The organism is Rheinheimera sp. 4Y26, assembly GCF_025245835.1.
GTDB lineage: Bacteria > Pseudomonadota > Gammaproteobacteria > Enterobacterales > Alteromonadaceae > Pararheinheimera.
Genome location: NZ_JAOBWS010000006.1, coordinates 74760 through 100519 on the forward strand (window position 1 = coordinate 74760; position 25760 = coordinate 100519).

Below are 25760 nucleotides of genomic sequence, written 5' to 3' on the forward strand. Positions count from 1 at the left end.
AGCCCCAGTTATTTTCGTCGATTCAGATAAACTTCATGGCTAATTTCAGTAAAAATACAACAATGAGTAGAGCGCCTGTACCCACAAGGTATAACAACAAAAACCACTGGGTAGCAGTTAAATTTTTATTGAGCCTGCGATAAAAATTGCGTCCAGTGACGAAAATTTTATGCCCGTAAGTGTTGTTGTGGTTGGCAAACATTAATAACCCTCCTCAAAATCTTCAACTTTGCCGGCAAAAATGCGGTAACCCCAGATCGTATAGGCGAGAATGAGCGGCACAAAAATCAGTACTCCAGGCAACATAAACCACAGACTGTGCTCAGGGGCTACTGCTTGTTGATAACTCAGCTGACGCGGCAGCAGGTATGGAAATAAACTGACCAGCAGACCAGCAAAAGCCAGCACAAATAAACTGACTGCCAACCAGAAGGGTCTGTCTTCGTGTTTTTCTGTCACCTGCTCTGCTTTGTGATGGCTTTTGCGCACCCGGCCAAGGTCGCGATATAACAATCTGGCTGCAGCCATTGCCAGCAGTGGCAAAGGTAATAACCACAGGGTTTGCCAACCACCAAACCAACGTTGCCAGATTAAATCATCGCTCAGCACGGTAAAGAGACTGACCAGCGCCATGGCCAGCATCACCACCCATACCAGTACGCGGCCCCGCTGTGCCGCTTTGTGCTGAATAGCCCCCCGGCTTTTCATCACCAGATAAGCACAGCCGAGCAGGGCATAACCTGCCACTACGGCCACAGCGGTAAAAAGTGAAAAGGGCGTGACCAGTTGCAGGCTGCTGCCCTGGATGGCATCTGAAGGTACACCTTGCACCACGGCACCCAGCATCAGGCCCTGACAAAAAGCAGCCAGGGTTGAGCCAATGGCAAAAGCGCGGCTCCACCAGATTTTTGAGCTGTGAGACTTAAAGCGGTATTCAAAAGCCACACCACGGAAAATCAAGCCAATCAGCATCAACATAATCGGCAGATATAAAGTCGACAATAACTGGGCATAAGCCGTCGGAAAGGCACCAAATAAGATGACACCACCAAACACCAGCCAGGTTTCGTTGCCATCCCAGACGTGTGAAATGGATCGCATCAGATGGTCATGCTCCGCATCTGAGTTAAACCAGGGGTACAAAATGCCAATGCCTAAATCAAAGCCATCCAACAGCACATACATCAGTATGGCAAAACCCAATAACAGGAAATAAAACAAACTGATATCCATTAATGTGCTCCTTTATGCTGTGTTTCATCTGCCAGATTTTTGGTAAAGGCAACAGCATAGCCTGACGCTTTCACCCCCACTTTTAGCTGCTGCAAATCAGCCAGTTCAGGCGGACCTTTTTTAATCAGTTTGCGGAAAAAATACAGATAAACGCCAAACAGCAGGCTGTACGTCAGCACAAATAAGCTCAGCGATAAAGCCACCCGCTCAGCAGGCAGCGGTGATACCACATCCATAGTGCGCACTAAGCCCTGCACCAGCCAGGGCTGGCGACCCACTTCCACCACATACCAGCCCGCCAACACTGCAATCACACCACTTGGCGCCATCAGACTGCAGAGCCGTAAAAACCAGCGACTCTGATATAAAGTGCCACGCTTTCTGAGCCATAAGCCTGCTCCCGCGATAAAGATCATCAAAAGACCAAGCCCAACCATCAGCCGAAACGAAAAAAACACCAGCGGTACATTGGGTCTGTCGGCTTTTGGCACAGACTGCAGCCCCTGTAATTCACCCTGCCAGTCATGGGTCAGTAGCAGGCTGGCCAAACCCGGAATTTTCACTTCAAAGTGGTTTTTTTCCTGCTCCGGATCGGGAATAGCAAATAATAAATAAGGCACATGAGCTTCGCGTGCCGGCCAGATCCCCTCCATTGCCGCCAGTTTAATAGGCTGATGTTCTTTGACATTCAGGCCATGAAAATCCCCCACCAGAGCCTGCAGCGGCGCCAGTACCAGTGCCAGCCATAAGGTCATCGACAAGCCTTTACGGGCAAAAGTCTGATGTTGTTGTTTCAGCAGATACCAGGCACTGGTGGCCATCACCACAAAAGTGGCGGTCAGCATTGTTGCCAGCAACATATGGGATAACCGATAGGGCATAGAAGGGTTAAAAATAACGGCAAACCAGCTTTCTACTTCAAAGCGGCCATTAACTATTTTGTGGCCGGCCGGAGTTTGCATCCAGCTGTTGGCAGCAATGATCCAAAAGGCTGAGATCCAGGTGCCAACTGCGACAGTGCAGCTGGCAAAAAAGTGCATCCGTTCACTGACCCTTTGCCAGCCAAATAACATCACCCCTAAAAATCCGGCTTCCAGGAAAAACGCCGTGAGCACTTCATACGCCATTAAAGGCCCGAGCACAGCGCCGGTCAGCTCGGAAAATTTTGAGAAGTTGGTGCCAAATTCATAAGACAGCACTATGCCCGACACCACGCCCATGCCAAAAGTAATGGCAAAAGGTTTGATCCAGAATTTCGCCAGCTGCAGATACACAGGGTTGCGGGTTTTTAACCATAAGCCTTCCCATACTGCGATCAGTGTGGCGAGACCAATGGTAATAGACGGAAAAATGATATGAAAACTGACGGTAAAGGCAAATTGGATCCGCGATAAAATGGCGGAGAGTTGTGCACTGTCTATGTCCATCTTCAGCGCTCCTCATCTTTGCGGCTAAGCGCCAGATAGTCGGGCAGCTGCCACACCAAAGCGCTGGATAACAGCAGCAACAGCACCACACCCAGTTCCAGCATAAAAATATCTATATCCATCAATCACTCCGGTTATTTATTTGTGCTGATGGTGCAGGTGCCAGAATCAGGCCAGTTGTTACCATTGAGTGAAAACATTGATCTATATCAATTTTTTTGGAATCGCTTGCAGACGCTGTGAACTTGCTTTACGCTCTTGCCGCCTTGGGGTGTCAACAGTGTGGACAGCTCAAATCGAAGCACTAAAGCCGGAGTCTTATGCTGGATTTAACTTTGCTGTTTGAACTGATGCTGTTATTAACCAGCCTTTGTGCCGGCTGGACCGCTTTGTGGTTATGGTGGCATGCCCGCTTTCAACCGCTGTTATCGCCGCTCAGTGCTTTTTGTCTGATGCTGATGTTGTGGTGTCTGGGGCATCTGGCGTTGCAGCACCAATTCTGGCTGGTGGGCAAGGCGCTGATCCTGGCCAACCCGTTGATGCCGGCTTTTTATCTGCAATTTGCCTTGTATTTTGTCGCCGATGGCAAAAATACCGTAGCCGATTCTGGTGTTTCCAGGCTCAAAACCTTGTTACCACTGCTGTTTTTAACTTCGATCCTGGTCACTTTATTAAGCTGGTCTCAACCCTCAGCCACTGTGCAACCTGCAGCTCAATTACCGCAGTTTTTTCTGTTTAGCGGTTTTGGCTGGGTCAATCTGCTGTATACAGTCGCGCTTGGCGTACTGGCGCATGCGGTGCTGTGGCAGGGCTGGCGCAACAGCAGTGGCAATAAACGCCGTACCATAGCGGCCATTAGTGTCAGCGCCGGTTTAGGGTTGCTGTTGGCCAGCAGTTTTGTGTTGCCGTCGTTTGGGCTCGACTGGTATCCGTATCCTATGTTGCTGCTGCCGGGTTATCTGCTGCTGCTGGTGTACAGTGTGGTGCGTTACCGGATGCTGGCGGTGAATGCTTTTGCCAGCAGAGCTTTGTTTGTGCTGGTGATGGGGCTGTTGTTGTTGTTGTTGATGGGCCTCATCAGTGCTTTGTTTGGCCAGCTTGGGATGCCGGCACTCACTGCCGTGCCCGGCTGGCAGCTGTGGTTATATTCGTCGTTATTATTGCTGCTGGCGGCCGCCTGTTACAGGCCGTTAAGCCGGTTAGCCGAAAGGTTGATTTATCCTGGTGTTGCGCTCAGTCAACAGATGGTCAGCTCCTGGCTGAGTGAATTGTCCAAACCACAACAATGGCAGGCGCTGGCCGATGTGGCGGCGGGGCTGGTCAGCCAGCCGCTGAAACAACCGCTGCAAATCAGGCTACAGCAGGGCGACACCCTGCTGGCGCAAAGCGGCCCTGCTACTGCCGCGCTGCAACTTTGTTGTAAAGCGCAGCAGGACGGCTGGCATTTTGTGTATAGCCCGCACACTGAACTCACCCCTGGCATGCAGCTGACCACCGAAGTGTTTGGCTCTTTGTTACAAAGTAGCTGCACTAACCTGGAGCGCTCGCTGGCACTGGCCGAAGCGGAAAAAAGCCGTTTGAGCCAGCAACACCTGGTTGAACTTGGCGCGCTGGCCGCTTCTATGGCGCATGAACTGCGTAACCCACTGAATATTATTTCGATGGCTTCTGCAGCAGTGGACGCTGAGCTGAAAGGCCATATTCAAACCCAGTTAAAAAGAGCCGATCGGCTGATTGCCGATATGCTGGTGTATGCCGGAAACCTGCAGTTGCAGCGGCAACAGTTACAGCTACAGGCGCTGGTGCAGGGTGTGCTGGCGCAGTGTGAGCTTGCTGAAGTGCAGTTAGATTTGCGCATTTCGCCAGATCTCTGGCTGCAGGCTGACGCTATGCGGCTGCAGCAAGTGCTGATTAACCTGATTGACAATGCACTGGCGTTTTTACGTAACGCCCCTGCCGCTGTGCTTTGTATTGAGGCCGATGCAACTACACCAAGTAATGGCAGAAGCGCTGTAGTGCTGCGCCTGCATAACAATGGCCCGGCGCTGGATCCTGCCATTGAAGCCCGGTTATTCCGGCCTTTTGTCAGCAAAAGAGCCGGCGGCAGTGGCCTTGGCCTTGCCATAGTGCAGCGTATCGTGGCGGCCCATGGCGGCACTATTTGCCATCGAACTGACTTAGGTTGGCCTGTCAGTTTTGAAATTTGTTTTCCCGGAGCCTGATAAATGACGTTGGAACGTTTTGATATAGCGCGTATTTTGCTGGTGGATGATGAGCCGGCCTTTCGCTTATTAGCCGAGCGTTTTTTAACGCAACAAGGCCATCAGGTGGTGTCGGTGGCTGATTTAACCGCTGCCAGAACCCAGCTGGCAGCGCAGAGTTTTGATTTAATTTTGCTGGATTTATCCTTGCCACCGGCTTTTGACCCTCAGGCCACACTGGCAGCTTTACCAGAGTTCAGCGCCCAGCCGGTAATTATTATGACGGGGCACGCCGAGCGCGAGCTGGCACTGAAAGCCATCAGCCTTGGCGCCTGGGATTTTCTGGCTAAACCTGTGGACCCGGATATGCTGGCGGTGGTGGTGAAAAGAGCTATCAGCAAACATCAGCTGTCCCGCGAGCTGACATTACTCAGGCGTACCAATCAAAGTACGGATGCATTGTCGCAGCTGGTAGGCGTTTCCCGGCAAATGGACAATATCCGCACCCTGGTGCAGCGCATTGCGCCCACTGAAGTGCGGGTGCTGGTGACAGGCCCGTCCGGCACCGGTAAAGAAGTGGTGTCACGGGTGTTACATCAGCTGAGTCTGCGCAATAAAGGGCCTTTTGTTTCTGTGCATTGTGGTGCTATTCCGGCTGAACTTCTGGAAAGTGAGCTGTTTGGTTATGTCAAAGGCGCTTTTACCGGCGCTGACAAAGACCGGCAAGGGCTGTTAAGCCTGGCCAATGGCGGCACTTTGTTCCTCGATGAAATTGGCGAAATGCCGCTGCCCATGCAGGTGAAAATGCTGCGGGTATTGCAGGAAGGTACTTTTTATCCGGTGGGCGGACGTGAGCAAAAGCAAATTGATGTGCGCCTTATAAGCGCCACCAATGCCGTGTTGCCAGAGCTGGTACGTCTTGGCAAATTCCGTGAAGATTTATATTACCGCATTAAAGGTATTACGCTGGAAACGCCGGCTCTGGCTGAACGGCGTGAAGATATTCCGCTGTTAATTCAGCGGTTTTTACAGCAGCATCCGGCAGACATCCAGTTATCGCCCGAAGCCATGGCCTGGTTTTTACAACAAAAATTCCCGGGCAATGTGCGCGAGCTGAAAAACACCTTAGAAAGTGTGCTGGCAATAGCCCAGGGTGGGGTAGTGACCCTTTCGGATATTCAGTTATTACATCTGACGCCACAGCAACTGCCGACAGCTGCAGCAACGCCGCTGTTTGCAACCCCGGGCCTGTCGCTTGATGAGCAGGTGCGGCAGTTGGAAGTTAGTTTATTAACCCAGGCGCTGCTGGAGTCGCAGGGCAACCGCAGTCAGGCCGCCCGGGTGTTGGGGTTATCGCGTCAGGGCCTGCTGAAAAAAATCGAACGTTATGGTTTGCAGCAAATGGGGGTTGAGGACTGACTTTATAGCGAAAATAACAGGGTATTATTCGTTGTAGCTACACAACGTTAATCCTTCTTATTTAAATGTAATGCCTGCATCATGCAGGCATTTTCCCGGATAAAACAGTCAGCAGTCTTGTATTTTTTTCACAGCTGTTGCAGCAATAAATCTGCTTTGTTGATCACAGGTTCACTGGCAAAACTCTGGTTGGCCAGCACCACCAGGGTGAAACCTTTATCTAAATAAATCCGCAGTGCTGAGCTGACGCCAATAAAATCTCCGGCATGACCAACCACCCGGCCATTTTGTGCGCTTCGCACCGAAAAACCATAACCATAATTGGGCGAATTCAGCTCGGGTTTGGCACTGTAGGCCTGTTGGGTCAACTCAGGTGACAGCAACTGATAGCTGGTTAATGCCGTGGAAAATTTGTGTAAGTCGTGGATAGTGGAATAACCACCCCCGGCGGCGTTGCCTTTAATGCCGTGGATAAACCAGTTGCTTTGCATGCTTTTGAGTTGTTGTGAATAAAAATAACCCATCGCCATATTGGCAGTGACGCCGTCGATATCAAAGTTGCCACTTTGTGTCATGCCGGCTTTGGCATAAATATGTTGTTGCACATAGTCGTCGTAAGACAAGCCTGATACCTTTTCAATCACCATACCCAGCAACAGCATCCCTTCATTGCTGTAGCCAAAACGGCTGCCAGGTTTGGCATTTAACGGCAGATGTTTTAGCAAAGGGCGGTAATCATTGAGGTTTCTTACATTGTTTGGATGGGTGTCCGGGTAAGTTGGCCAGCCAAGACCGGAAGTGTGACTTAACAATTGTTGGAGGGTGATCTGGTCAAAATCGCCTTTGGCAAAAAGTGCCGGGTCAATATAACGGACCAATGGGTCGGTTAATGACAATTTTTTGGCCTCTGTAAGCTGCAATATACTGATTGCAGTAAACATTTTATTCATAGAAGCCAGGTTAAATTTGGTGTCGGTATTATTGGGTACCTGATAACGCAAATCGGCCATACCTTTGGCGCTTTGGTACAGCACACCGTTTTGGTCAGCCAATAGCACCACTCCGGAAAAAACACCCCGTTGCGCCAGCCGATCGACATAAGCCGACAACTGCTGCGCCAGTTGTTGTTTGTTCAGTTTATCCGCAGGCTTGTTATCAACTGCCGGCGTTCTGGCAACAACAATATCAATATCGGTGACTTTAACAGGCGCTTCTGCCGACAGGTTGAGCCGCAGCAGATACTCCAGTTCGGTATTGGTTGATTTGACTCTGGCTGAGAGTTGCAAAGGTTCAGCACTGGGCTGTTCATAAGACAACTTTTCATAAGTGAGCAGGCTAAGCGCACCATAAAATAGTTTGATATCACTGACATAAGCGATATAACGCTCTCTACCCTCCCCGCCAAAACTTTGTAAAGTGTCGGGGTGCAGCTCGGCGTCAATGTAACGGCTCACCGCTTGTGGGTCGTCACTTTGCAGCATTTGGATGGCTGCATCAATTTTTTGTTGATAGAGGCTGGTTGTGTTGTCGTTGCTGTTTTGGTCGTTGATGCTTTGGGCATTGCTGTTTGGGCTACTGATAAACAGCATCAGCAGCAAGGTTACAGACAAAACAGCAGACAGCTGTTTAAGGGTAGATCCTGCAGTTATCATAAGGCTCTCTTGTGAAGTTGTTGAATTATAGTTAATGATGCTGTTGCGCCCGGCTTGCGGTTGCTGCGGCCAGCGACAACACAACAAACCCAGTGTTGGGATATTGTTGATAAGAAGCGATAAAGAAAAACGTCTGTTTTTGTACGGAAATGATTCGGAACTATAAAAATAAGGAAATCAAAGATTTGGCTCTTGTTGAAGCAGAATCAGTGAACAAGGCTGTGTCTGTATCTGCCATCCCTGACACTGCCATGGCAATCGCAGCGCTCCGGAACGGTTTTAGCCTGAATGGTCAGCGCATTTTACCGTCCACCGGTGAAGTGTTTTTAACCGGCAGCGTACAAAAACTGGAACCCAAAGTGATGGAAGTATTGCTGGTGCTCGCCAGCAGTGCCGGGGACGCCATCAGTGCTGAACAGATATTTGCGCTGGTGTGGCCAAGGTCGGTTTATAGCCCAGTTGCCATCAGGCGTTCTGTGAATCAGTTGCGTAATGTCTTTCACGATCACCACAAATTGTTGATTAAAACCCATCCTAAACGGGGTTATTCGCTGCATGCCGATATTGCCTTGCTCACTGAAACAAGTTCTGTGCCGCTATTGCCGGTGGCCGAAGCAACCAAAACGGCAACACAGCCAGTGTCGGCAGGTCGTGCACCATGGTGGTTCAGCATTTTTTGTCTGTTGCTTTGTGGTGGCTGCTGGGGGCTGTATGCTGCGTTTGGGCCGGCGGATCTGCCAGCTGCAGCGGATGCAAAAGCTAAGTGGGTAGTCGCAGACTTACAACCGCTGACGGCCACCAAAGAGCAGGAATCATTTAGCCAGTTTACGCCCGATGGCAAAGCCATTGTCTATCTGAAAGAGGCAACAGCGTCTGGCCATAGTGAGTTATGGCTGGCACCAACCAACAGACAACAGCACCGGTTGTTGTATCAGACAGAAGCGCAGATTAAATTTTTCAACTTTGCGCCAGCTTCTACAGGAACGACGAAACTGCAACATTCACAACTGGTGATTGCAACAGAGCAGGACAATTCGCTGCATTTTGCCAGTTTGTGGTTGTCGGATGATTACCAACTGTACTCAAGCGCCAACCATTTTTCGTTATCAGGCAGCAAATTGCTGAGCCCCTTTGTTGTTGCAGAACATCAGTTGTATTTCTTGGCGTTGCAGCAGGGTGAACAACGGTTGTTGAAAGCAGATTTAAGCTCAGGCCAGGTCGATTTATTGTATGTGCCAACGCAGCAGTTCTCGCCTTATCGTATAGCGCCAGCTGCGGATAACAACTACGTCACTTTATTGGGTTTTGATGAAGAAAAGCGTTCGCAAATCAAATTGTTCGCGAAAAACGGTACTGAGCTGACTGACTATAAAACGCTGGACGCTAACTGGTATTTTATTGTTTATCATCCGACTGCAAATGGCTATTTACTCAGTGACGGTAAGGCGTTGTTTTATTTAAACAACAATAAGGAGCTCAGCAGGCTGGCATTTGAAAATTACGCCTTTCTTCATTATCCGGTGCTGTCGCCCGATGGAAAGTTATTAAGTTATAGCCAGGCCAAAATAACCGGAAATATCTATAGTCTGGATTTGTTAAGTCACCAACAAACACAGCTTACCTCGGCGACTGCACATGACTGGCAAGGCAGCTATTCGCCGGATGGTAAACGGATAGCGTATGTGTCAAACAAAAACGGTTTGAGTCAGATTTTTGTCTTGGATCTCGAGGCCAACACTGAGCAGTTGGTTTATCCTAATCCGGCGCTGCAGCTGGCGTTATCGCAGCCCTTGTGGTCACCCGATGGCACAAAACTGGCCTTTGCCAGAAATGAGCGCTTAGCGCTGCTTGACCTGAACACACCGCAGGTCAAAGTCAGATATTTTGATACCGTGATAGGGCAACCCAGCCAGTGGTTACCACAACCCGAGCGCTTATTGCTGGTGCAAAAATCGCAACAACTCCAGCGCTGGATTGAGTTCGACTTTGCCACAGAGCAACAAAAACAAAGTGTCAGTGCCGAACATCGGCTGTATCACCAAAACCAGCGTTATCAAATCAACAAGCAGCAGCTACAGGATGCAACAGGCTTGGTGTTATTTCAGGCGCCGAAAAACAAGCAAATTTTGCGACATGTTGCCAAACACAACGGGGTTTATTTGCTGTTAAGTGCTGTGCCATCAAGCTCGTTGCAACTAAGCCCTCTGGCATCAAACCCGGATCAATCCAAAGCTGACGCAGCAGAAATCTGGTTTTTTGCGTTTGCCGGTCAGAATGCCAGCAAGATCAGCAATATACCGCTATCAGGCCAGAGCATTGCGGCGATTGATATTTCCGATATAAATGCGCAGCAGCTGCTTTACAGCACTTTTGCGGTGGAAAAGGACATTCACACACTCAGGCTTTTGCAGTGAAATAGCAAAAGAGAATGTTGTCTGATATCGACTAGGCTGTCGGTCGCAAAAGCAGCAGCCAACAGCCCTGAACATGCAGCGTTATTCCGCCAAACCGGCGTAATATTGCTCAAATAATACTTTTTCCAAGGCCTGACGCATGGCTTCGTTAATCGGGAAATTGACACCACCCAGCTCATAGTCAATTTGGCGGATTTGTTCTTTGCCGTTGCGGATCATTGGCGGTGGGTCTGATTCCAGCGCTATTAAAGTGTCGGCATAAGCCACCGGGTGGTCGGCTTTAATGTTTTTGCACACCGACAACAACACTTCACCTTCACGGCCGTTATAACCGGCGGCGCCAAATAACCGGCAAATACCAGGGCGTTTTAAATACACACTGCACTGGCCCATTTTGCCATCAGCGGAGTGGCGCTGATAAAAAAAGCAGCCGTCTTGCTGGTGGTTCGCCAAAGCATCCAGCGTGCTTTCGGCTTTGCCTTCTTCCAGTAAACTGTAAGCCAGTGGCAACATTTCCAGCACTGTGGCTTCAATGCCCCGGTGTAAACAACATTCACCACAACCAGAGCGGCAGAATAAACCGCGGTCTCTTTGATATTGAGCATAAGTCTGGCCAATGTCGGCGAACACCTGTTCGACTTCAAGAGACAATTGTTTTAAACGTTGCATAGGGCTACCTCAGTTGGGGCGCGTATTGTACTGAGGTAGCAAGGGGGACAGCAAGAGGCTCAGAGCTCGCTGAGCGGTTTAGGTTTGGCAATGCCATAACCCTGAGCGTAATCCACCCCCATAGCGCGCAGCTCGTGCAGAATATCGAGACTTTCAACATATTCCGCCACTGTCATAATGCCCATGGCGGCCGCCACATCGTGAATCGAGTTCACAATAGCACGGTCAAATTTGTCGCTTAATAAATCCCGCACAAAGTTACCGTCAATTTTAATGTAATCCACCGGGAAGTTTTTCAGATAACCATAAGATGAAAAACCACTGCCAAAATCATCCAGTGCAAAACGACAGCCTAAATTTCTGAAATGATTAATAAAATCTAAGGTGTTTTGCAGATTCAGAATGGCCATGCTTTCGGTGATTTCAAAACAGATATGGCGTGGCGGAATTTTATATTCCTGAAACAGCGCCGACACATAAGCTTTAAATAACGGGTCCACCAGGGACGCGCCCGACAGGTTAATGCTGCAATGCCCCAGCTGCTGCAGATGGGCCGGGTGTTGCGCCAGCCAGCGGAAATAATTGCGGATCACCCAGCGGTCAATATGCGGCATCAGCCCATAACGTTCAGCCGAACTTAAAAAGTTACCAGGGGCAATAATGCTGTTGTCTTCGCCTTTGAGGCGTAGCAATAACTCATAATTGCTGACACTCTGTGGCAGCTGAATAGCCTGAATCGGCTGCATATAGAGCACAAAACTGTCATGCTCCAACGCCCGCTGCAGAATCTGCACCCACTGAATTTCGGCCTGTTGTTTTTGTAACTCATCATCGTCCGGATGGAATAAATGAATGCGGTTACGGCCTTTTTCTTTGGCGACAAAACAGGCGGAGTCAGCTTTTTTCAGCGTTTGTTCGGCCGACAGGTCGTCGCGGCTGATATCGGTCATGCCAATGCTGACACTGATACTAAACAGGCTGTCCTGCCAGAAAAAGCGAAATTCTTTGACCACTTCCAGCAGGTTATAAGCCACAGCAAAGGCTTCCTGCGCTGTTTTGCCCGGCAATAACACGGCAAATTCGTCACCGCCCAGGCGTGCCAGCACACCATGAGTGCCGAGCGCCCGTTTCAGCTGATCGCTGATTTGCAGCAGCAATGCATCACCGGCGCTGTGGTTGCAGGTGCTGTTTACCAGCTTAAACTGGTCGATATCTATATACAAAATGGTGCTGGTCAGATGCTCAGCCTGCATCCGGTGCCAGGCCTGCTGCGCCAGTTGGGCAAAATGGTGGCGGTTATACAGGCCTGTTAACGGATCGTGGGACGCCAGATAAGCCAGTTGCTCGTGGTTAATTTTTTGTTCGGTAATGTCGATCACAGAGCCGTGGATAAAAGCTTCGGCGCTGCCGTTTTGGGTCAGTCTGGCCGACATCAGTGCCCAGAACGGCGAGCCGTCGGCGCGTAGTCCTCTGAATTCAAAACTCTGATTATTGGCATGTTGTAGTTGACGTACCATTTGTAGTCTGTCATCCGGATTGGCGTAAAACTTGGCCATGCCGTATTTTTTTACATCCTGTTCCATGTCGCTAAGCTGCGGGTAACCCAGAATATTCAGCAAAGAACGGTTGGCGGCAATGAGCTGACCGTCCATTGTGGTGGTAAACATACCTTCCACCGCATTGTGGTAAATATCGTAATACTGTTTCAGGGTCTGAATGGCTTGCTGGTGCGCCTGGGTGCTTTCTTCGCTGACCTGCTGCATGCGCTGCGCCAGGCCATAACTCATCAGCGCCATGCTGCACACCACAGAACCAATCAGCAGATATTGCCAGGTTTTGGTGTCTGAAACATAACCCAGCTGTGCCAGCAGCAATACCAGACTGGCGGCAAAAAATAACAACCAGCTTAAGCTGAAAGTGCGGGCTCTGGGTTTACCACTAAAGGTATGGGCCAGTACCTGCAGCAGGTTAGTGCCCATCACCAGCGCCAGCACCGTCAGTAGTAACAACAGCCGGTGTTCAAATTCAATATAAAGCGGACTAAACAATAACAGCGCAGATGAGAGCAGATTCAGCCACAACAGACCAAGCCTTGCATTGCTCAGCATAGCGTGGGTGGCCAGGCTTAAAAACGCCAGACAGGCGCCCACGGCCAGATAAAATATCGCCTGATTTACTTCCGGATATTCCGGCCACACTAACGCAAAACCTGCGCCATTTAATACCGCAATCACCAGACTGAAAAACACAAAAAAGCCGGCAAAATAACCATAAAGCACAGTTTTAATATTGATATATAACAACAGGTTATACGCTGCCATTAACAGCAGCAGGCCCAGCATCAGGCCATCAAATAAATTTGAGGTGAGTTGCAGCTGATAATAACGATCGGGCTGCCACAGCTGGAAGTCAGAGCGGATTAGAGTGCCGTCCTGCACTTTGATCAGAATATCCAGCTCCTGCTCGGCTTTAAACTGCAGCGGCACGGCAAAAGTACGGCTTTTGATTTGCCTTTCGCCAAAGGGCAGGCTGGTGCCGGCGCGGTTCAGTTTTTTCAGTTCGTGGTTTTGCCGGTCAAAACTGTAAAACTCCACCAGATTGGCCGAAGGAAAGTTGTAATCGAGGATCAGTTGTTGCTGGCGTTGCCCCAGATAATGCATCCGGGTAAAAAACCACACCACTTTGTCCTGGGCTTTAAAACTAAAATCGGCGGAGGGCACAGGGCTAAAGGCGTGGTGATGTTCGGGTTCGTACACTATGTCTTCAATGGTGACACTGGCTTCAGTGATCTGGTAGTGCAGGTGCGGATGCAAAGACAGACGTTTGAGTTGTTCGTCCAGTTTCAGCACGTCAGCCGGAAAAGCCTGCAGCATGGCCGGGAACCACAACATCAGCAGCAGCCACCACCTTGTTACCACACCAACCTCCGCTCTGTTAAATCCCTAAGCCTATGATTATGAACTATTGCTTTGCAGCAGGCTTGCTAATTCTGACAGTAACACAGCGCCGGCTGCATTGTCAGCCTCCACCCAGCAACTCTCGCTATAGTGTTCATAATGCAGCGCAAAAACGGCGTTGCAAAAATAAAACCTGATCTGCAGCCGGTCCAGCCCTTGTTCCGCTTGCAGCTGACTCAGCTGTGGCAGCCGTTGCAGGTAGTTTTTAAAAAATGGCAATAACAATTCAGGGTCGGGCAGGGGCTGTGATGGCTGCAACAGCAGTTGCCCCTCTGTGAAACAAACTAACATTTGCATCAGTTATCCAGATATTCTGCAATTAAATCAAGGAAATCATCACCATATCGGCTGAGTTTGGTTTGGCCAACGCCGCTGATGGCCAAAAACTCAGCCGGCGTTTGTGGCATTTGTTGTGACATTTCAATCAGGCTGGCGTCGCTGAACACCACAAAGGGCGCCACATCATCACGCTCGGCAATTTGTTTACGCAAGGCTCTGAGTTTACTGAATAAAATACGGTCATATTCTTGTTTTTGCTGCACTTTACCGGCTTTGCTGCTGGTTTTGGCAGGTGCCAGCCTTGGCACCGCCAATGCCAGGCTGGTTTCGCCCCTGAGCACAGGGCGGGCCGCCGGTAACAGTTTTAATACTGAGTGCTGGGTAATGTCCTGTTGCAACAAACCATGATGGATCAGCTGGCGGAACACCGACAGCCAATAATCGTGACTTTGTTCTTTGCCGATACCAAAAGTAGACAGTTTGTCCTGCCCCAGTTCCAGAATACGTTGATTCTGACTGCCCCTGAGCACATCGATGACATGGTGCATACCAAAGCTCTGGCCCACCCGGTACACACAGGATAGTGCTTTTTGTGCCAGCACAGTGCCGTCGAATTTTTTTGGTGGATCCAGACAAATATCACAGTTACCACAAGGGGTTTGATTGGCTTCACCAAAATAATTCAATAACACCAGGCGGCGGCAGGTTTGCGCCTCGGCAAAAGCCGCCATGGCATTAAAACGTTGCATCGTCACTTCGGCTCTGGCCTGGTTCTCTTCGGCCATGATCCAGCTGCGCATCCGGCTGATATCGGCAGGGTCAACCAGCATTACAGCTTCAGCGGCCACACCATCACGGCCGGCGCGGCCGGTTTCCTGATAATAAGCTTCAATAGTGCGGGGTAAATCGTAATGCACCACAAAACGGATATTGGGTTTATTCACCCCCATGCCAAAAGCCACAGTGGCGACAATGATCTGCAGGTGGTCGCGTTTAAATTCGTCCTGCACTTTCATCCGCTGCTCGTTGCTTAAACCGGCATGATAAGCACCCACGGCAAAACCTTTGTTGTGCAGCTGTTCATACAGTTCATCGACTTTTTTACGCGAGGAACAATAAATAATACCGCTCTGATTTTCCTGACTTTTTAATAGCGACACCAATTGCTCAAAAGGGCGGAATTTTTCCTGCACCGTATAACGGATATTGGGTCTGTCAAAACTGCTGATGCTGGTGTATGGCTGCACTAATTTCAGCTGAGTGCGGATATCCTGCTGTGTGGCAGGGTCAGCCGTTGCAGTCAGCGCCATTAACGGCACCTGCGGGAACTGTTGTTTCAGCTGAGATAATGCGATGTAGTCGGGCCTGAAATCGTGGCCCCACTGCGACACACAATGGGCTTCGTCGATGGCAAACAAACTGACGCCGACTTGTGATAGCCGCTGTAAAAACTGCGGTTGTAATAAACGTTCCGGCGCCACATACAACAGTTTTAACTGCTGAAAATGCAGTTTTTGCAGTACATCATCCACCTGATCGCGGCTTAAACTGCTGTTGATAAAATCGGCCGCTATGCCCATCGCCTGCAGGCTATCGACCTGATCTTTCATCAGCGACATCAAAGGCGACACCACTACAGTGACACAGGGTAATAACAGCGCCGGCAGCTGATAACACAAAGACTTACCACCGCCTGTAGGCATCAGCACAAAACTGTCGCGCCCCGACAGGGCAGCGCCAATCACTTCAGTTTGGCCAGGGCGAAATTCGCTGTAACCGAAGTATTGTTTTAAGGTGTTGTGCAGTAAGTCGGTCAAAAAAATATCCAGCGCGGCAAACAAAGCCGGCATTGTAATCAAAAGCGTTGGCACTGTCTGCTATTGCGACGGCTGAGTTCACAGCCTTTACATCAGGGCAGCGGCGTTTTATCTTAACTGCTCTTACCAGTCTTATTGCCAGTATTTGGAGTAACGCCATGTCGGCTGATGCTTTGTTGCCTTTTATCGCTGAGGTGTTTGATCAAATGCCTTTTAACCGTTTGCTGGGGTTAAAAGTCACTGGCTTTTCTGCTGAACAGGCTGAAGTGCGTTTTGCCTTTAAACCTGAGCTGGTAGGCAATCCGGTACAACAAATTCTGCATGGTGGTGTGATTGCCTCGGTGCTCGACACTGTCGGTGGCATTATGGCCATATCCAGTGCACTCAGGCGCCTTGAGCAGGTGGAACACGAAGTGCTTGTGGCCAAAATGGGCAAAATGAGCACCATTGATATGCGCAGTGATTATTTAAGGCCGGGCCGGGGCAACGAATTTATTGCCACTGCCCAGGTGATCCGCTCCGGCAATAAGGTGTGTGTCTGCCGGATGGAGCTGCATAACGAGCAGGGTGTGCATATTGCGCTTGGCACCGGCACTTATCTTGTAGGTTAAAATTCGCTACACTGTCGCCCTTTTCCAGCCGCCGGCCCTTCGCCGGTTTCAGCGCCGGGGGCGCTTGCCATGCAGTTAAACCGCGAACAAAAAATTGGTGGCATTTTTGCTGCCAGCGCTTACACCCTGTGGGGTATAGCGCCGCTTTATTTTAAACACATCGATTTTGTGCCCGCCCTGGAAATTCTGCTGCACCGCATCGTCTGGTCTTTTGTGTTGCTCGCGGTGATTTTAACTGTGATGAAACAATGGCCTGCGGTGCAGGCAGTGTTTAAAAAACCAAAGTTGCTGGCCGCTATGCTCGGCACTGCGTTGTTGCTGGCAGGTAACTGGGGGCTCTTTATCTGGGCGGTGAATAACGAGCATATGCTCGAAGCCAGCCTGGGTTATTACATCAATCCGTTATTAAACATTCTGCTCGGCATGTTGTTTTTAGGCGAGCGGCTTCGCAAGTTGCAATGGGCCGCTGTGATGCTGGCGCTGACCGGAGTGCTGATCCAGTTGGCTTATTTTGGCTCTCTACCCTGGGTAGCTTTGGTGCTGGCCAGCAGTTTTGCGCTTTATGGCTTATTTCGCAAAAAGCTGGCGGTGGATGCGCTCAGTGGTTTGTTTGTCGAATCTTTGTTGTTAATGCCGCTGGCGCTGTTGTACTGGTGGCAGTTTGCCGATTCTGCCTCTGCCAACCTGCTGCAAAACTCTGTCGGGCTGAATGTATGGCTGATAGCGGCCGGTGTAGTGACTACAGTGCCACTGTTGTGTTTTATTGCTGCCGCCCGGCGTTTGCAGCTCTCGACTATGGGCTTTTTCCAGTATATAGGCCCCAGTTTTATGTTTGTGTTTGGTGTGTTTTTATATAACGAGCCGCTGGATCCAAGCAAACTGGTGACCTTTGCTTTTATCTGGACAGCACTTTTGGTGTACTCGATGGACGCGGCCTGGCAGATTAATCAAGGCCGCAAGGCGGCAACTGAAAAGGCATAACCATGAAGTTATATCTGGCGATTGATATTTCAGACGATGATGTTGAGCTTACAGAAGTGGCGCAGCAATGTGGTTTTGATGTGCGCCACAGTGTGGTGCTGGATTTAACAGCGCCTGTGGTGGCTGTTTATCATGACAGTGAATGCCTGATGCTGGAACTGCAGCTGAGCCATGTTCAGGGTCAGGGCGCGCCAGCTGCCGACATTTTGTTGACAGAACTTGAGGTGGTACTGTCGCATCCTTCGGTGTCGGCCGTGCGAAAACTGGCGCTTGAGCCTTAACCTGGAATCAACAAAAGGCATGTTGCTGGCGCTGCTGTTGTAAAGTTGTCAGGTGGGTTGCACGTTGCAGGTGCTTTAGGTTACTGGTGCTTCAGGTTACAGGTGATGTCAGGCCTGAGCATAGATATCCCGGTAACCCAGCCAGCGGCGAATGAGCCCTTGCGCCGCTGTTTTATCCAGTTGCCATAACCTTTGGGCTGCCTGTTGTGCTGCTGGGATCAAAGCAGCGTCTCTGGTTAAATCGGCAATACGGTAACTGGCAAGGCCGGTCTGGCGGGTGCCGAGCAGTTCACCAGGGCCTCTGATCTCTAAATCACGTTGTGCTATCACAAAACCGTCGTTGCTTTCGCGCAGTACGGCCAATCTTGCCTGAGCCGTGCCTGATAAAGGGGCGTGATACATCAGCACACAGTGTGACGCTATGCTGCCGCGACCCACCCGGCCACGCAACTGGTGTAACTGCGCTAAGCCAAGCCGCTCGGGGTTTTCAATGATCATCAGACTGGCGTTGGGTACATCCACCCCCACTTCAATCACAGTGGTGGCCACCAGCAAATGCACATCCCCAGCGGCAAAAGCCTGCATCACAGCTTGTTTTTCGCTGCTTTTTAACCGGCCATGCACCAGCGCCACCTTTAAATCCGGCAAAGCGGCGGCAAGTTCGGCGGCGGTGTTTTCGGCGGCCTGACATTGCAACACATCAGATTCATCTATCAGGGTACAGACCCAATACGCCTGCCGGCCCTGTTGTTTTACCACCTGTTCCACCCGGCTCACCACTTCGGCACGGCGACTGTCAGGCAGCACCACAGTGGTCACCGGCGTGCGGCCCGGCGGCAGCTCGTCAATGACTGACGTATCGAGATCGGCATAAGCGGTCATCGCCAGGGTGCGTGGAATAGGGGTGGCCGTCATTACCAGCTGATGTGGGTAATAACCGCTCTGGCTGCCTTTTTCCCTCAGCTCCAGCCTTTGATGCACACCAAATCTGTGTTGTTCATCAATGATCACCAGCGCCAGCCTGGCAAACTGCACCTGCTGCTGAAACAGCGCATGGGTGCCGATGACCAGCCGGGCCTGACCCGACTGAATGGCAGCAAGTTCGTTGTCACGGGCTTTGCCTTTGCTTTTACCGCCGAGCCAGGCCACCTGTATGCCCAGCGGTTCAAACCAGCGGCGAAAAGTCGCGGCATGTTGTTCGGCTAATAATTCAGTGGGCGCCATCAGCGCCACCTGAGCGCCGGCGGCAATCACCGGCAATGCGGCAAGTGCCGCCACCAGGGTTTTGCCTGAGCCCACATCGCCCTGTACCAATCTGAGCATAGGGTCGGGCTGTGCTAAATCCTGCAAAATATCATTGACCACCCGTCGCTGCGCCGCTGTTGGCCGAAACGGCAAACTGGCTAAAAAAGCCGGAGTGAGGGCTGAATCCGGATTAAATACAATGGCTTGCTGGCTGCGGCACTGGCCACGCAGTTGCAGCATACTGAGCTGCTGCGCTACCAGCTCTTCAAAAATCAGTCGTTGCTGCGCGGGGTGCTGGCCTGCTTCTAACAGCTGCAAGGAAGCGTCTGGCGGAGGCCGGTGCAGATAACATAAAGCGTCAGTCAGCGACCAGGCCTGAGGCGGCAACACTGGTGCTAAAAATTCTGCCGGATAACAACGTTTTAGTTCAACAAGCGCCTGATCGGTCAGGTTACGCCAACTGGCTTGTTTTAAACCTTCAGTGGTGGGGTAAACCGGTGTCAGGGTTTCTGCCACTTCGGGCGGGCCGTCTTCTTTAACGACTTTGTATTCGGGGTGCAGCATTTCCACACCGCGCATGCCACGTTTCACTTCACCAAAACAGCGCAGCCTGACACCAGGTGTCACGGCATTTTTCTGCGCCGCGCTAAAGTGGAAAAACCGCAGCGTGATGCTGCCAGTGCCGTCGCTCAGCACCACCACCCAGCTGCGTCTTTTGCCAAAAATAATGTCGCTGCTTTGTACCACGCCCTGCACCGACACTTGTTGTGCCGGCCAGATGTCTCTGATGGCACAAAGGCGGGTGCGGTCTTCATAACGTAAAGGCAGGTGAAATAAGATATCCTGCACCGAAACAATACCCAGTTTGGCCAGCAGTTCTGCTGTTTTGGCGCCAACACCTTTCATCTCGGCGATGGCCAGATTTGCCAGTAAAGTTCGTTGCAAAATCAATATCCTAAAAGGCAATACAAAAACGCATGATACCCAATTGCCGGCAAAAACGCATGGGATGACCACGGATGTCAGTCAGGCTTTGTGGTTTCAGTCGCAGGCTCAGATTTGGTTGTCTGATAAAAATCAGTCTGTTGCTGGCCTGTAATAAGTTGCAGCTGCTGGCTGATTTGCTGATGCAACTCAAAATGTGGGCTCAGGCGGGACAAGGCCAGATGATTTTTCTGCTGTTGAGGTTGTGGTGGCTGCCAGGGGTTTAAACCGATTTTTGCCGACAAACGCGGATTATTTTCTAATAAATTCATTGTGATATGTTGTGGCCCTGCCACTAAGTCCACATTGCCGTAATGTAATAACGCCAGTGCCTGCTCCAGATTGGGGACCTGCTTCATTTTTACCTGATGTTGTTGCAGCAGCTGAATAAATGCAGGGGGGTAATGGCGGTCCGCGGCAAGGGCAATAGTTTTACCATTCAGTGCTGTCAGGCTGTTCAGCGGGTTTTGCTGATGCCGGCTAAACAGAGCGTCTGGCCTGGCATTATCAAAAGGCAGCAACAACATAAATTGCTCCCGTTGTGCCGACCACAACAAACCTGTCATCAGGTCGGTTTTGCCTTGTTGCATCAATTTCAGGCAGCGGGCGATCGGGGTTGGCGGGCTGAATTTAAGGGTAAAACCACTTTGCCTGGCTAATTGTTGCATCAGATCGACCACAGGACCTGTTGGTTGCTGCGACGCAAGATAAATCTGGCGTGGTGGCAGATGATCCAGGCACCATTCAAGTTCGGGTTGGTTGGCTAGTGTTGCTGCCGGACAGAGTAGCAGGGAGAACAGGCTCAGATTCATCAGGCAACGTAAAAAGGGCATACTGTGCTCCTGTTAGCCGCTCACAACGCACAACAAAACCTCAGGGATCAACGGTTTTGCAGCTGTTCTTTATCACTGACCAGATATTGTTTGCCACCGTCCGGCAGCTGATACAGGCGCTCAACAGTGCCGTCCTCTTTCATCAGCGCCACTGCCTGTTCTATCTGATCTTTCAGGTATAAGTGTTTACTTTTTCTGGAAAAACCAATGTTGATATACCTTGGCTTACCAAACCTAAAAGTTAAGGCGGCTTTTCTGAACTGATAATGCAAAGATGGGTTGTTGCGGATTACTTCCAGCGAACTCTGGGTTGGTGCTATCAGACCATCTACCCGGCCTTTACGCAGCAATTCAAAACCCGCTTCGATGCTGTCGACTTCAATATGCTGCTCTTTCTGGTTTTTAATCAGTGCCATCAGCGTCGGGTTATAAATGTAGTTGCGCACTGTCACCAGAATCAACGGGCTGAGCTGGCTGATTTGATCAATCAAACGCAAATCGTCTTTGCGCAAATACAAAGACTCGGGAATGGTTTCGTTATAGGGAAACAAATACATCAGCCGATCGCGCTCTTCAGTGAAGTTCAGATTAATCATTAAATCAGCTTCACCTGTGCTCATCTGGCGAAAACAGCGGGCGAGTGGCGTCTTGGGGCTGTAATTGATGTCAAAACCCACTCTGTTGGCCAGTTCCTGCATCACAGCCACTGAAGGACCTGTTGGCAGGCCGCGGCCCTGAAACTCATGAAATCGCGGGAAATGATCAAGACACCAGTGTAATACCGGTTTTTTTACCACAGGTTCAGCTGCTATGGGTTGCAGCAGCATCGCCAACTGCGATATCAGTACAAACAAGGCCAGTGTTGTTTTTGGCATCAAATTCTGTCCTGCCGGCACCGCGGCTTGGGCGGTGCTTTTATTGTCGTTGTTGCGGCGAACCAGCAGCAAGGCAGACCGAATTTAGTTGGTGGACGGCACTTCCATCACGCCGTCGATTTCAATTTGTGCACCACGTGGTAAAGCACTGACCTGCACCGCAGCACGAGCCGGGTAAGGGGCGGTAAAATGCCGCGCCATAATTTCGTTGACAGTGGCAAATTTGCTTAAGTCGGTCAGAAAAATATTTACTTTGACCATGTCGTTAATACTGCCACCAGCGGCCTGGCATACGGCGCTCAGATTCTGAAACACCTGCTCTGCCTGCTCGGCAAAATCTTCTGACACCATTTGCATGCTGGCTGGCACCAGCGGAATTTGGCCGGATAAATACACTGTGGTACCGATTTTAACCGCCTGGCTGTAAGTACCGATAGCGGCAGGGGCTTTATCAGTGCTGATAATCACTTTTGACATAACTGTTATTTCCTTCGATAAACTTTCAGCACATCCGGGGTTACCCGGATTTTGCGCATCACATTGGCCAGATGCACCCGGTCGCGCACCGACAAGGTGATTTTGATCACATAGTCGCCGGTGTCACGATCGTCAGTGGACAGGTCCTGAATATTAGAGTCGAGGCTGGCAATGACCGTAGTCAGTTTTGCCAGCATACCTTGTTTGTTCACAATAAAAACCCGGATATCACAGAGGAATTGTTTATCCCCGGTTTTATCCCAGCGCACCGGGAAATATTTACCCGGTTCTTTTTCCCAGCCGCGGATGTTGCGACATTCAGAGCGGTGTACGTTGAGTCCTTTGCCAGGTGATGCACTGGCGGCAATAGGATCACCCGGAATAGGGCGGCAACATTTGGCAAAGGTGGTGAGCATGCCTTCAGAGCCGACAATAAAAGCTTTGGGTTTGGCCGGCAGCACTTCATCCACAGTATTACTTTCGTCAAATTCGCCTAGCAAACGGCGGGCGACAGCGATAGGCAACTGGTTGCCCAGGCCAATGTCGATAAAAAGTTCGTCCAGAGTTTTTTGTTTGCTGTTTTGCAGCACCTGCTCAATACGTTCGCTGGCAATTGATTCCAGTGGCACTTCACCCAGTGCCGACGTCAGCAGCCTTTTACCCAACGCTATAGCTTCGCTTTGTTCTTGTTTTTTCAGAAAATTACGGATGCCCATAATGGCACGGCTGGTCACCACATAATTCAGCCAATTGGCATTAGGTTTACCACCGGGGCTGGTAATAATTTCAACGGTCTGGCCGGTTTCCAGCGCTTTGGTGAGCGGGTAAGGTTTGCGGTCTACCCGCACGCCAACACATTTATTGCCAATGTCGGTATGTACGGCATAAGCAAAATCAACGGCGTTGGCACCAATCGGCAGTTCAACAATTTTGCCTTTGGGGGTAAACACATAAAGCTCGTCCGGATAAAGCTCAGACTTGACGTTCTCCACAAATTCATAGGTGTTGCCGGCACTTTGCTGAATTTCCAGCAAACTTTGCATCCAGCGCCTGGCGCGGATTTGCGCTGTGGTGTCGCCTTGTTCACCGGATTTTTTATACATCCAGTGCGCGGCAATACCGTTGTCGGCCATTTCATCCATTTCGCGGGTGCGCATCTGAATTTCCACCGGAATGCCGTGCGGGCCAACCAGAGAAGTGTGCAGTGACTGGTAACCGTTTTGTTTGGGAATGGCGATGTAGTCTTTAAAACGGATTTCGATAGGTTTATACAGATTATGCACCACACCGAGCACGCGGTAGCAGGAGTCGACACTGTCAACCAGCACCCTGAAGCCATAAATGTCCATCACGTCGTTGAACATCAGCTCTTTGCTTTTCATCTTGCGATAGATGCTGTACAGGTGTTTTTCCCGGCCTGATACTTCAGCCTGAATGCCGGCATTGCGGATGCGTGATTCTATTTCATTCTGAATTTTTTCAATCACTTCGCGCCTGTTGCCACGGGCTTGTTTCACCGCAGTTTCCAAAGCGCGGTAACGCATTGGGTATAAAGCGCGAAAACCCCAGTTTTCCAGTTCGTTTTTGATATTGTGAATACCAAGCCGGTTAGCGATAGGGGCGTACAGTTCCAGCGTTTCTTTGGCAATACGGCGGCGTTTTTCTGGTTTGAGTGCACCAATGGTGCGCATATTGTGGGTGCGGTCAGCCAGTTTGATCAGAATAACGCGGATGTCCTGCGTCATCGCCATAAACATTTTTTGCAGGTTGGTGACTTCAAACTCTTTGATATCTTTAAATTTAACTTTATCGAGTTTGGATACACCCTGCACCAGTTCGGCCACTGTCTCACCAAAACGCTCGGCTAAATCTTCTCTGCTGTATTCGGTGTCTTCAATCACATCGTGCAGCAACGCGGCCATCAGCGTTTCGTGGTCCATCCGCATATCAGCCAGAATGCTGGTAACTGCCACCGGATGGGTAATATAAGGTTCACCACTGGAGCGGGTTTGCGGGGCGTGCGCGTCCCTTGCCAGCACATAAGCCTGTTGCACCAGGGCAACCTGTTCTGGCGGCAAATACGCACTGATCTGTTGTTTCAGACCTTCAAATAAATACACTGCAGTAGGCTCCATATCGGGGTATCACGCCGATCCCCGCTATCTGCATAAAATATACGTGGATTTTACCGGCTTGCCAACGGGAGAAACAGGGGCTTGTGCGAAACAATAACGAGAGGATTCAGAAAAATAACGCCCCGGCATTAAGGCTGCCGGGGCCTTTGCTTCTGCTGATTGCAGAAGATTTGAGCAGTGATTACTCGTTACCGATGATTGCAGCAACAGCAGCCATTTCTGATGCTTCCTGTTGCAGCTGGTCACGACGTTCTTGCTGATCAAGGATGTCGGCGGTGATAAAACCTTTTTCGATTTCACGTAAGGCAACAACTGTTGATTTATCGTTTTCGATTTCAACCATGGCTTCTTTGCCTTCAACTGATAATTGGCGGGCGCGACGCGCTGCAACCAGGATCAGATCAAAACGGTTACCAATTTTATTTACTGCATCTTCAACTGTTACGCGAGCCATTTACCACTCCGGTATTCAAATTCTGACAAGACCGCATAGTCTACGCTATTTCGGTTAATTCGCCAACAGGTCCGTCAGCAATGCCTGCTGTCGTTGCTGTTGTTTTGGCAAAGTTAAACGGTGACTCAGTACCACATGTTGCAGGTCGGCAAGGCATTGCTGAAAATCGTCGTTCACCAGCACATAGTCATATTCCACCACATGGCTGATTTCACTTTTGGCCTGCTGCATACGTTTTTGAATCACTTCCTGTGAATCCTGTCCCCGCTGATTTAACCGTCTTTCTAATTCAGCCACACTGGGCGGCAGAATAAAAATGCTGCGCACCGAAGGCACCTGCGGTTTGATTTGTCGTGCGCCTTGCCAGTCGATATCAAGAAAAACATCGCGGCCTTGCGCCAGTACCTGCTCAATAGCACGGCGGGAGGTGCCGTAATAATTGCCGAATACTTCGGCCCATTCCAAAAATTCACCTTGCTCAATCAGCGCTTTAAATTCATCAACACTAGTGAAGTGATAATGCACACCATCAGTTTCGCCAGGCCTTGGCGCGCGTGTGGTATGAGAAACACTCAATTGCATATCGGCATGCTGGCCTAATAACGCATGGATTAAACTGGATTTACCGGCGCCACTTGGCGCCGACAGAATAAAAAGGTTGCCTGGTAAATGCTGCATAACAATGCCTGAGCTAACGGGAAAGGTTGAATTTTACGTCTGTGTTGCCACGGCTGCAAACTTTTAACCAGAGTGCAGATTTTGCGACCAAAGTCGCTACAAAATCGGCTACAACAGCAGTATTGGCTGCCCGGGCCT

General features: G+C 50.3%; 20 protein-coding genes. 6 read left to right on the top strand and 14 right to left on the bottom strand.

Translation table 11 applies throughout. The features are described from left to right. Window positions 1–201 precede the first annotated feature (201 nt). Both cydB and N3Z11_RS09480 read right to left on the bottom strand, forming a co-directional pair. Window positions 202–1233, bottom strand: coding sequence for a cytochrome d ubiquinol oxidase subunit II (gene cydB, locus N3Z11_RS09475; RefSeq protein WP_260656932.1), 1032 nt, complete (start codon window positions 1231–1233; stop codon window positions 202–204). Next, complete coding sequence (locus N3Z11_RS09480; RefSeq protein ID WP_260656933.1) at window positions 1233–2660, bottom strand: cytochrome ubiquinol oxidase subunit I; 1428 nt, start codon at window positions 2658–2660, stop codon at window positions 1233–1235. The genes cydB and N3Z11_RS09480 overlap by 1 nt, the downstream gene beginning before the upstream one ends. A 320-nt stretch (window positions 2661–2980) precedes the next feature. Between N3Z11_RS09480 and N3Z11_RS09485 the strand changes: the two genes are divergently transcribed. Both N3Z11_RS09485 and N3Z11_RS09490 read left to right on the top strand, forming a co-directional pair. Further along, window positions 2981–4882 carry a sensor histidine kinase gene (locus tag N3Z11_RS09485; protein WP_260656934.1) on the top strand — a complete coding sequence of 634 codons (1902 nt, stop codon included), beginning with the start codon at window positions 2981–2983 and terminating at the stop codon, window positions 4880–4882. 3 nt (window positions 4883–4885) lie between these two features. Further along, complete coding sequence (locus tag N3Z11_RS09490) at window positions 4886–6280, top strand: sigma-54 dependent transcriptional regulator (RefSeq protein WP_260656935.1); 1395 nt, start codon at window positions 4886–4888, stop codon at window positions 6278–6280. Between the two features lie 128 nt (window positions 6281–6408). On the opposite strand, the gene N3Z11_RS09495 is transcribed toward N3Z11_RS09490, so the two are convergent. Then, on the bottom strand, window positions 6409–7890 hold the full coding sequence (locus N3Z11_RS09495; RefSeq protein WP_260656936.1) for a serine hydrolase domain-containing protein: 1482 nt from the start codon (window positions 7888–7890) through the stop codon (window positions 6409–6411). Between the two features lie 293 nt (window positions 7891–8183). Between N3Z11_RS09495 and N3Z11_RS09500 the strand changes: the two genes are divergently transcribed. Then, window positions 8184–10346: a winged helix-turn-helix domain-containing protein gene (locus N3Z11_RS09500; RefSeq protein WP_260656937.1), complete on the top strand. Its 2163-nt coding sequence runs from the start codon at window positions 8184–8186 to the stop codon at window positions 10344–10346. An 81-nt stretch (window positions 10347–10427) separates the two neighbouring features. On the opposite strand, the gene N3Z11_RS09505 is transcribed toward N3Z11_RS09500, so the two are convergent. From N3Z11_RS09505 to recQ, 4 genes are read right to left on the bottom strand one after another with little or no spacing between them, the layout of a single operon-like run. Beyond that, the gene (locus N3Z11_RS09505; RefSeq protein WP_260656938.1) at window positions 10428–11015 is read right to left on the bottom strand and encodes a YkgJ family cysteine cluster protein; all 588 of its coding nucleotides are present in this window, start codon (window positions 11013–11015) and stop codon (window positions 10428–10430) included. Window positions 11016–11074: 59 nt separating this feature from the next. Then, window positions 11075–13933, bottom strand: coding sequence for an EAL domain-containing protein (locus N3Z11_RS09510; RefSeq protein WP_260656939.1), 2859 nt, complete (start codon window positions 13931–13933; stop codon window positions 11075–11077). A 36-nt stretch (window positions 13934–13969) separates the two neighbouring features. Then, window positions 13970–14269: a DUF3630 family protein gene (locus tag N3Z11_RS09515; RefSeq protein WP_260656940.1), complete on the bottom strand. Its 300-nt coding sequence runs from the start codon at window positions 14267–14269 to the stop codon at window positions 13970–13972. Then, window positions 14269–16068 (bottom strand): DNA helicase RecQ, encoded by a 1800-nt coding sequence (recQ, locus tag N3Z11_RS09520; RefSeq protein WP_260656941.1) that lies wholly within the window; start codon window positions 16066–16068, stop codon window positions 14269–14271. The genes N3Z11_RS09515 and recQ overlap by 1 nt, the downstream gene beginning before the upstream one ends. A gap of 158 nt (window positions 16069–16226) precedes the next feature. Here recQ and N3Z11_RS09525 point away from each other — a divergent pair, with 158 nt between their 5' ends. The 3 genes from N3Z11_RS09525 (at window position 16227) to N3Z11_RS09535 (ending at window position 17941) form a co-directional block, all read left to right on the top strand. Next, window positions 16227–16679 (top strand): thioesterase family protein, encoded by a 453-nt coding sequence (locus tag N3Z11_RS09525; protein WP_260656942.1) that lies wholly within the window; start codon window positions 16227–16229, stop codon window positions 16677–16679. 69 nt (window positions 16680–16748) lie between these two features. After that, window positions 16749–17660, top strand: coding sequence for an EamA family transporter RarD (gene rarD / locus N3Z11_RS09530; protein ID WP_260656943.1), 912 nt, complete (start codon window positions 16749–16751; stop codon window positions 17658–17660). Window positions 17661–17662: 2 nt separating this feature from the next. Continuing rightward, entirely contained in the window at window positions 17663–17941 is a 279-nt protein-coding gene (locus tag N3Z11_RS09535) for a hypothetical protein (protein ID WP_260656944.1), read from the top strand. A 108-nt stretch (window positions 17942–18049) separates the two neighbouring features. Here N3Z11_RS09535 and recG read toward each other — a convergent pair whose 3' ends face one another. The 7 genes from recG to gmk all read right to left on the bottom strand — a co-directional run bounded on the left by recG (window position 18050) and on the right by gmk (window position 25622). After that, window positions 18050–20131: an ATP-dependent DNA helicase RecG gene (gene recG / locus N3Z11_RS09540; RefSeq protein WP_260656945.1), complete on the bottom strand. Its 2082-nt coding sequence runs from the start codon at window positions 20129–20131 to the stop codon at window positions 18050–18052. Window positions 20132–20208: 77 nt separating this feature from the next. Next, complete coding sequence (locus N3Z11_RS09545; RefSeq protein WP_260656946.1) at window positions 20209–21003, bottom strand: transporter substrate-binding domain-containing protein; 795 nt, start codon at window positions 21001–21003, stop codon at window positions 20209–20211. 47 nt (window positions 21004–21050) lie between these two features. After that, entirely contained in the window at window positions 21051–21878 is an 828-nt protein-coding gene (locus N3Z11_RS09550; protein WP_260656947.1) for a substrate-binding periplasmic protein, read from the bottom strand. Between the two features lie 84 nt (window positions 21879–21962). Further along, entirely contained in the window at window positions 21963–22355 is a 393-nt protein-coding gene (locus N3Z11_RS09555; protein WP_260656948.1) for a RidA family protein, read from the bottom strand. 5 nt (window positions 22356–22360) lie between these two features. Continuing rightward, window positions 22361–24475, bottom strand: coding sequence for a bifunctional GTP diphosphokinase/guanosine-3',5'-bis pyrophosphate 3'-pyrophosphohydrolase (spoT, locus tag N3Z11_RS09560; protein WP_260656949.1), 2115 nt, complete (start codon window positions 24473–24475; stop codon window positions 22361–22363). 196 nt (window positions 24476–24671) lie between these two features. Further along, a complete protein-coding gene (gene rpoZ, locus N3Z11_RS09565) occupies window positions 24672–24944 on the bottom strand; it encodes a DNA-directed RNA polymerase subunit omega (protein ID WP_260656950.1) in 273 nt (90 codons plus the stop codon). Window positions 24945–24998: 54 nt separating this feature from the next. Next, on the bottom strand, window positions 24999–25622 hold the full coding sequence (gene gmk, locus N3Z11_RS09570; protein WP_260656951.1) for a guanylate kinase: 624 nt from the start codon (window positions 25620–25622) through the stop codon (window positions 24999–25001). Window positions 25623–25760 lie beyond the last annotated feature (138 nt).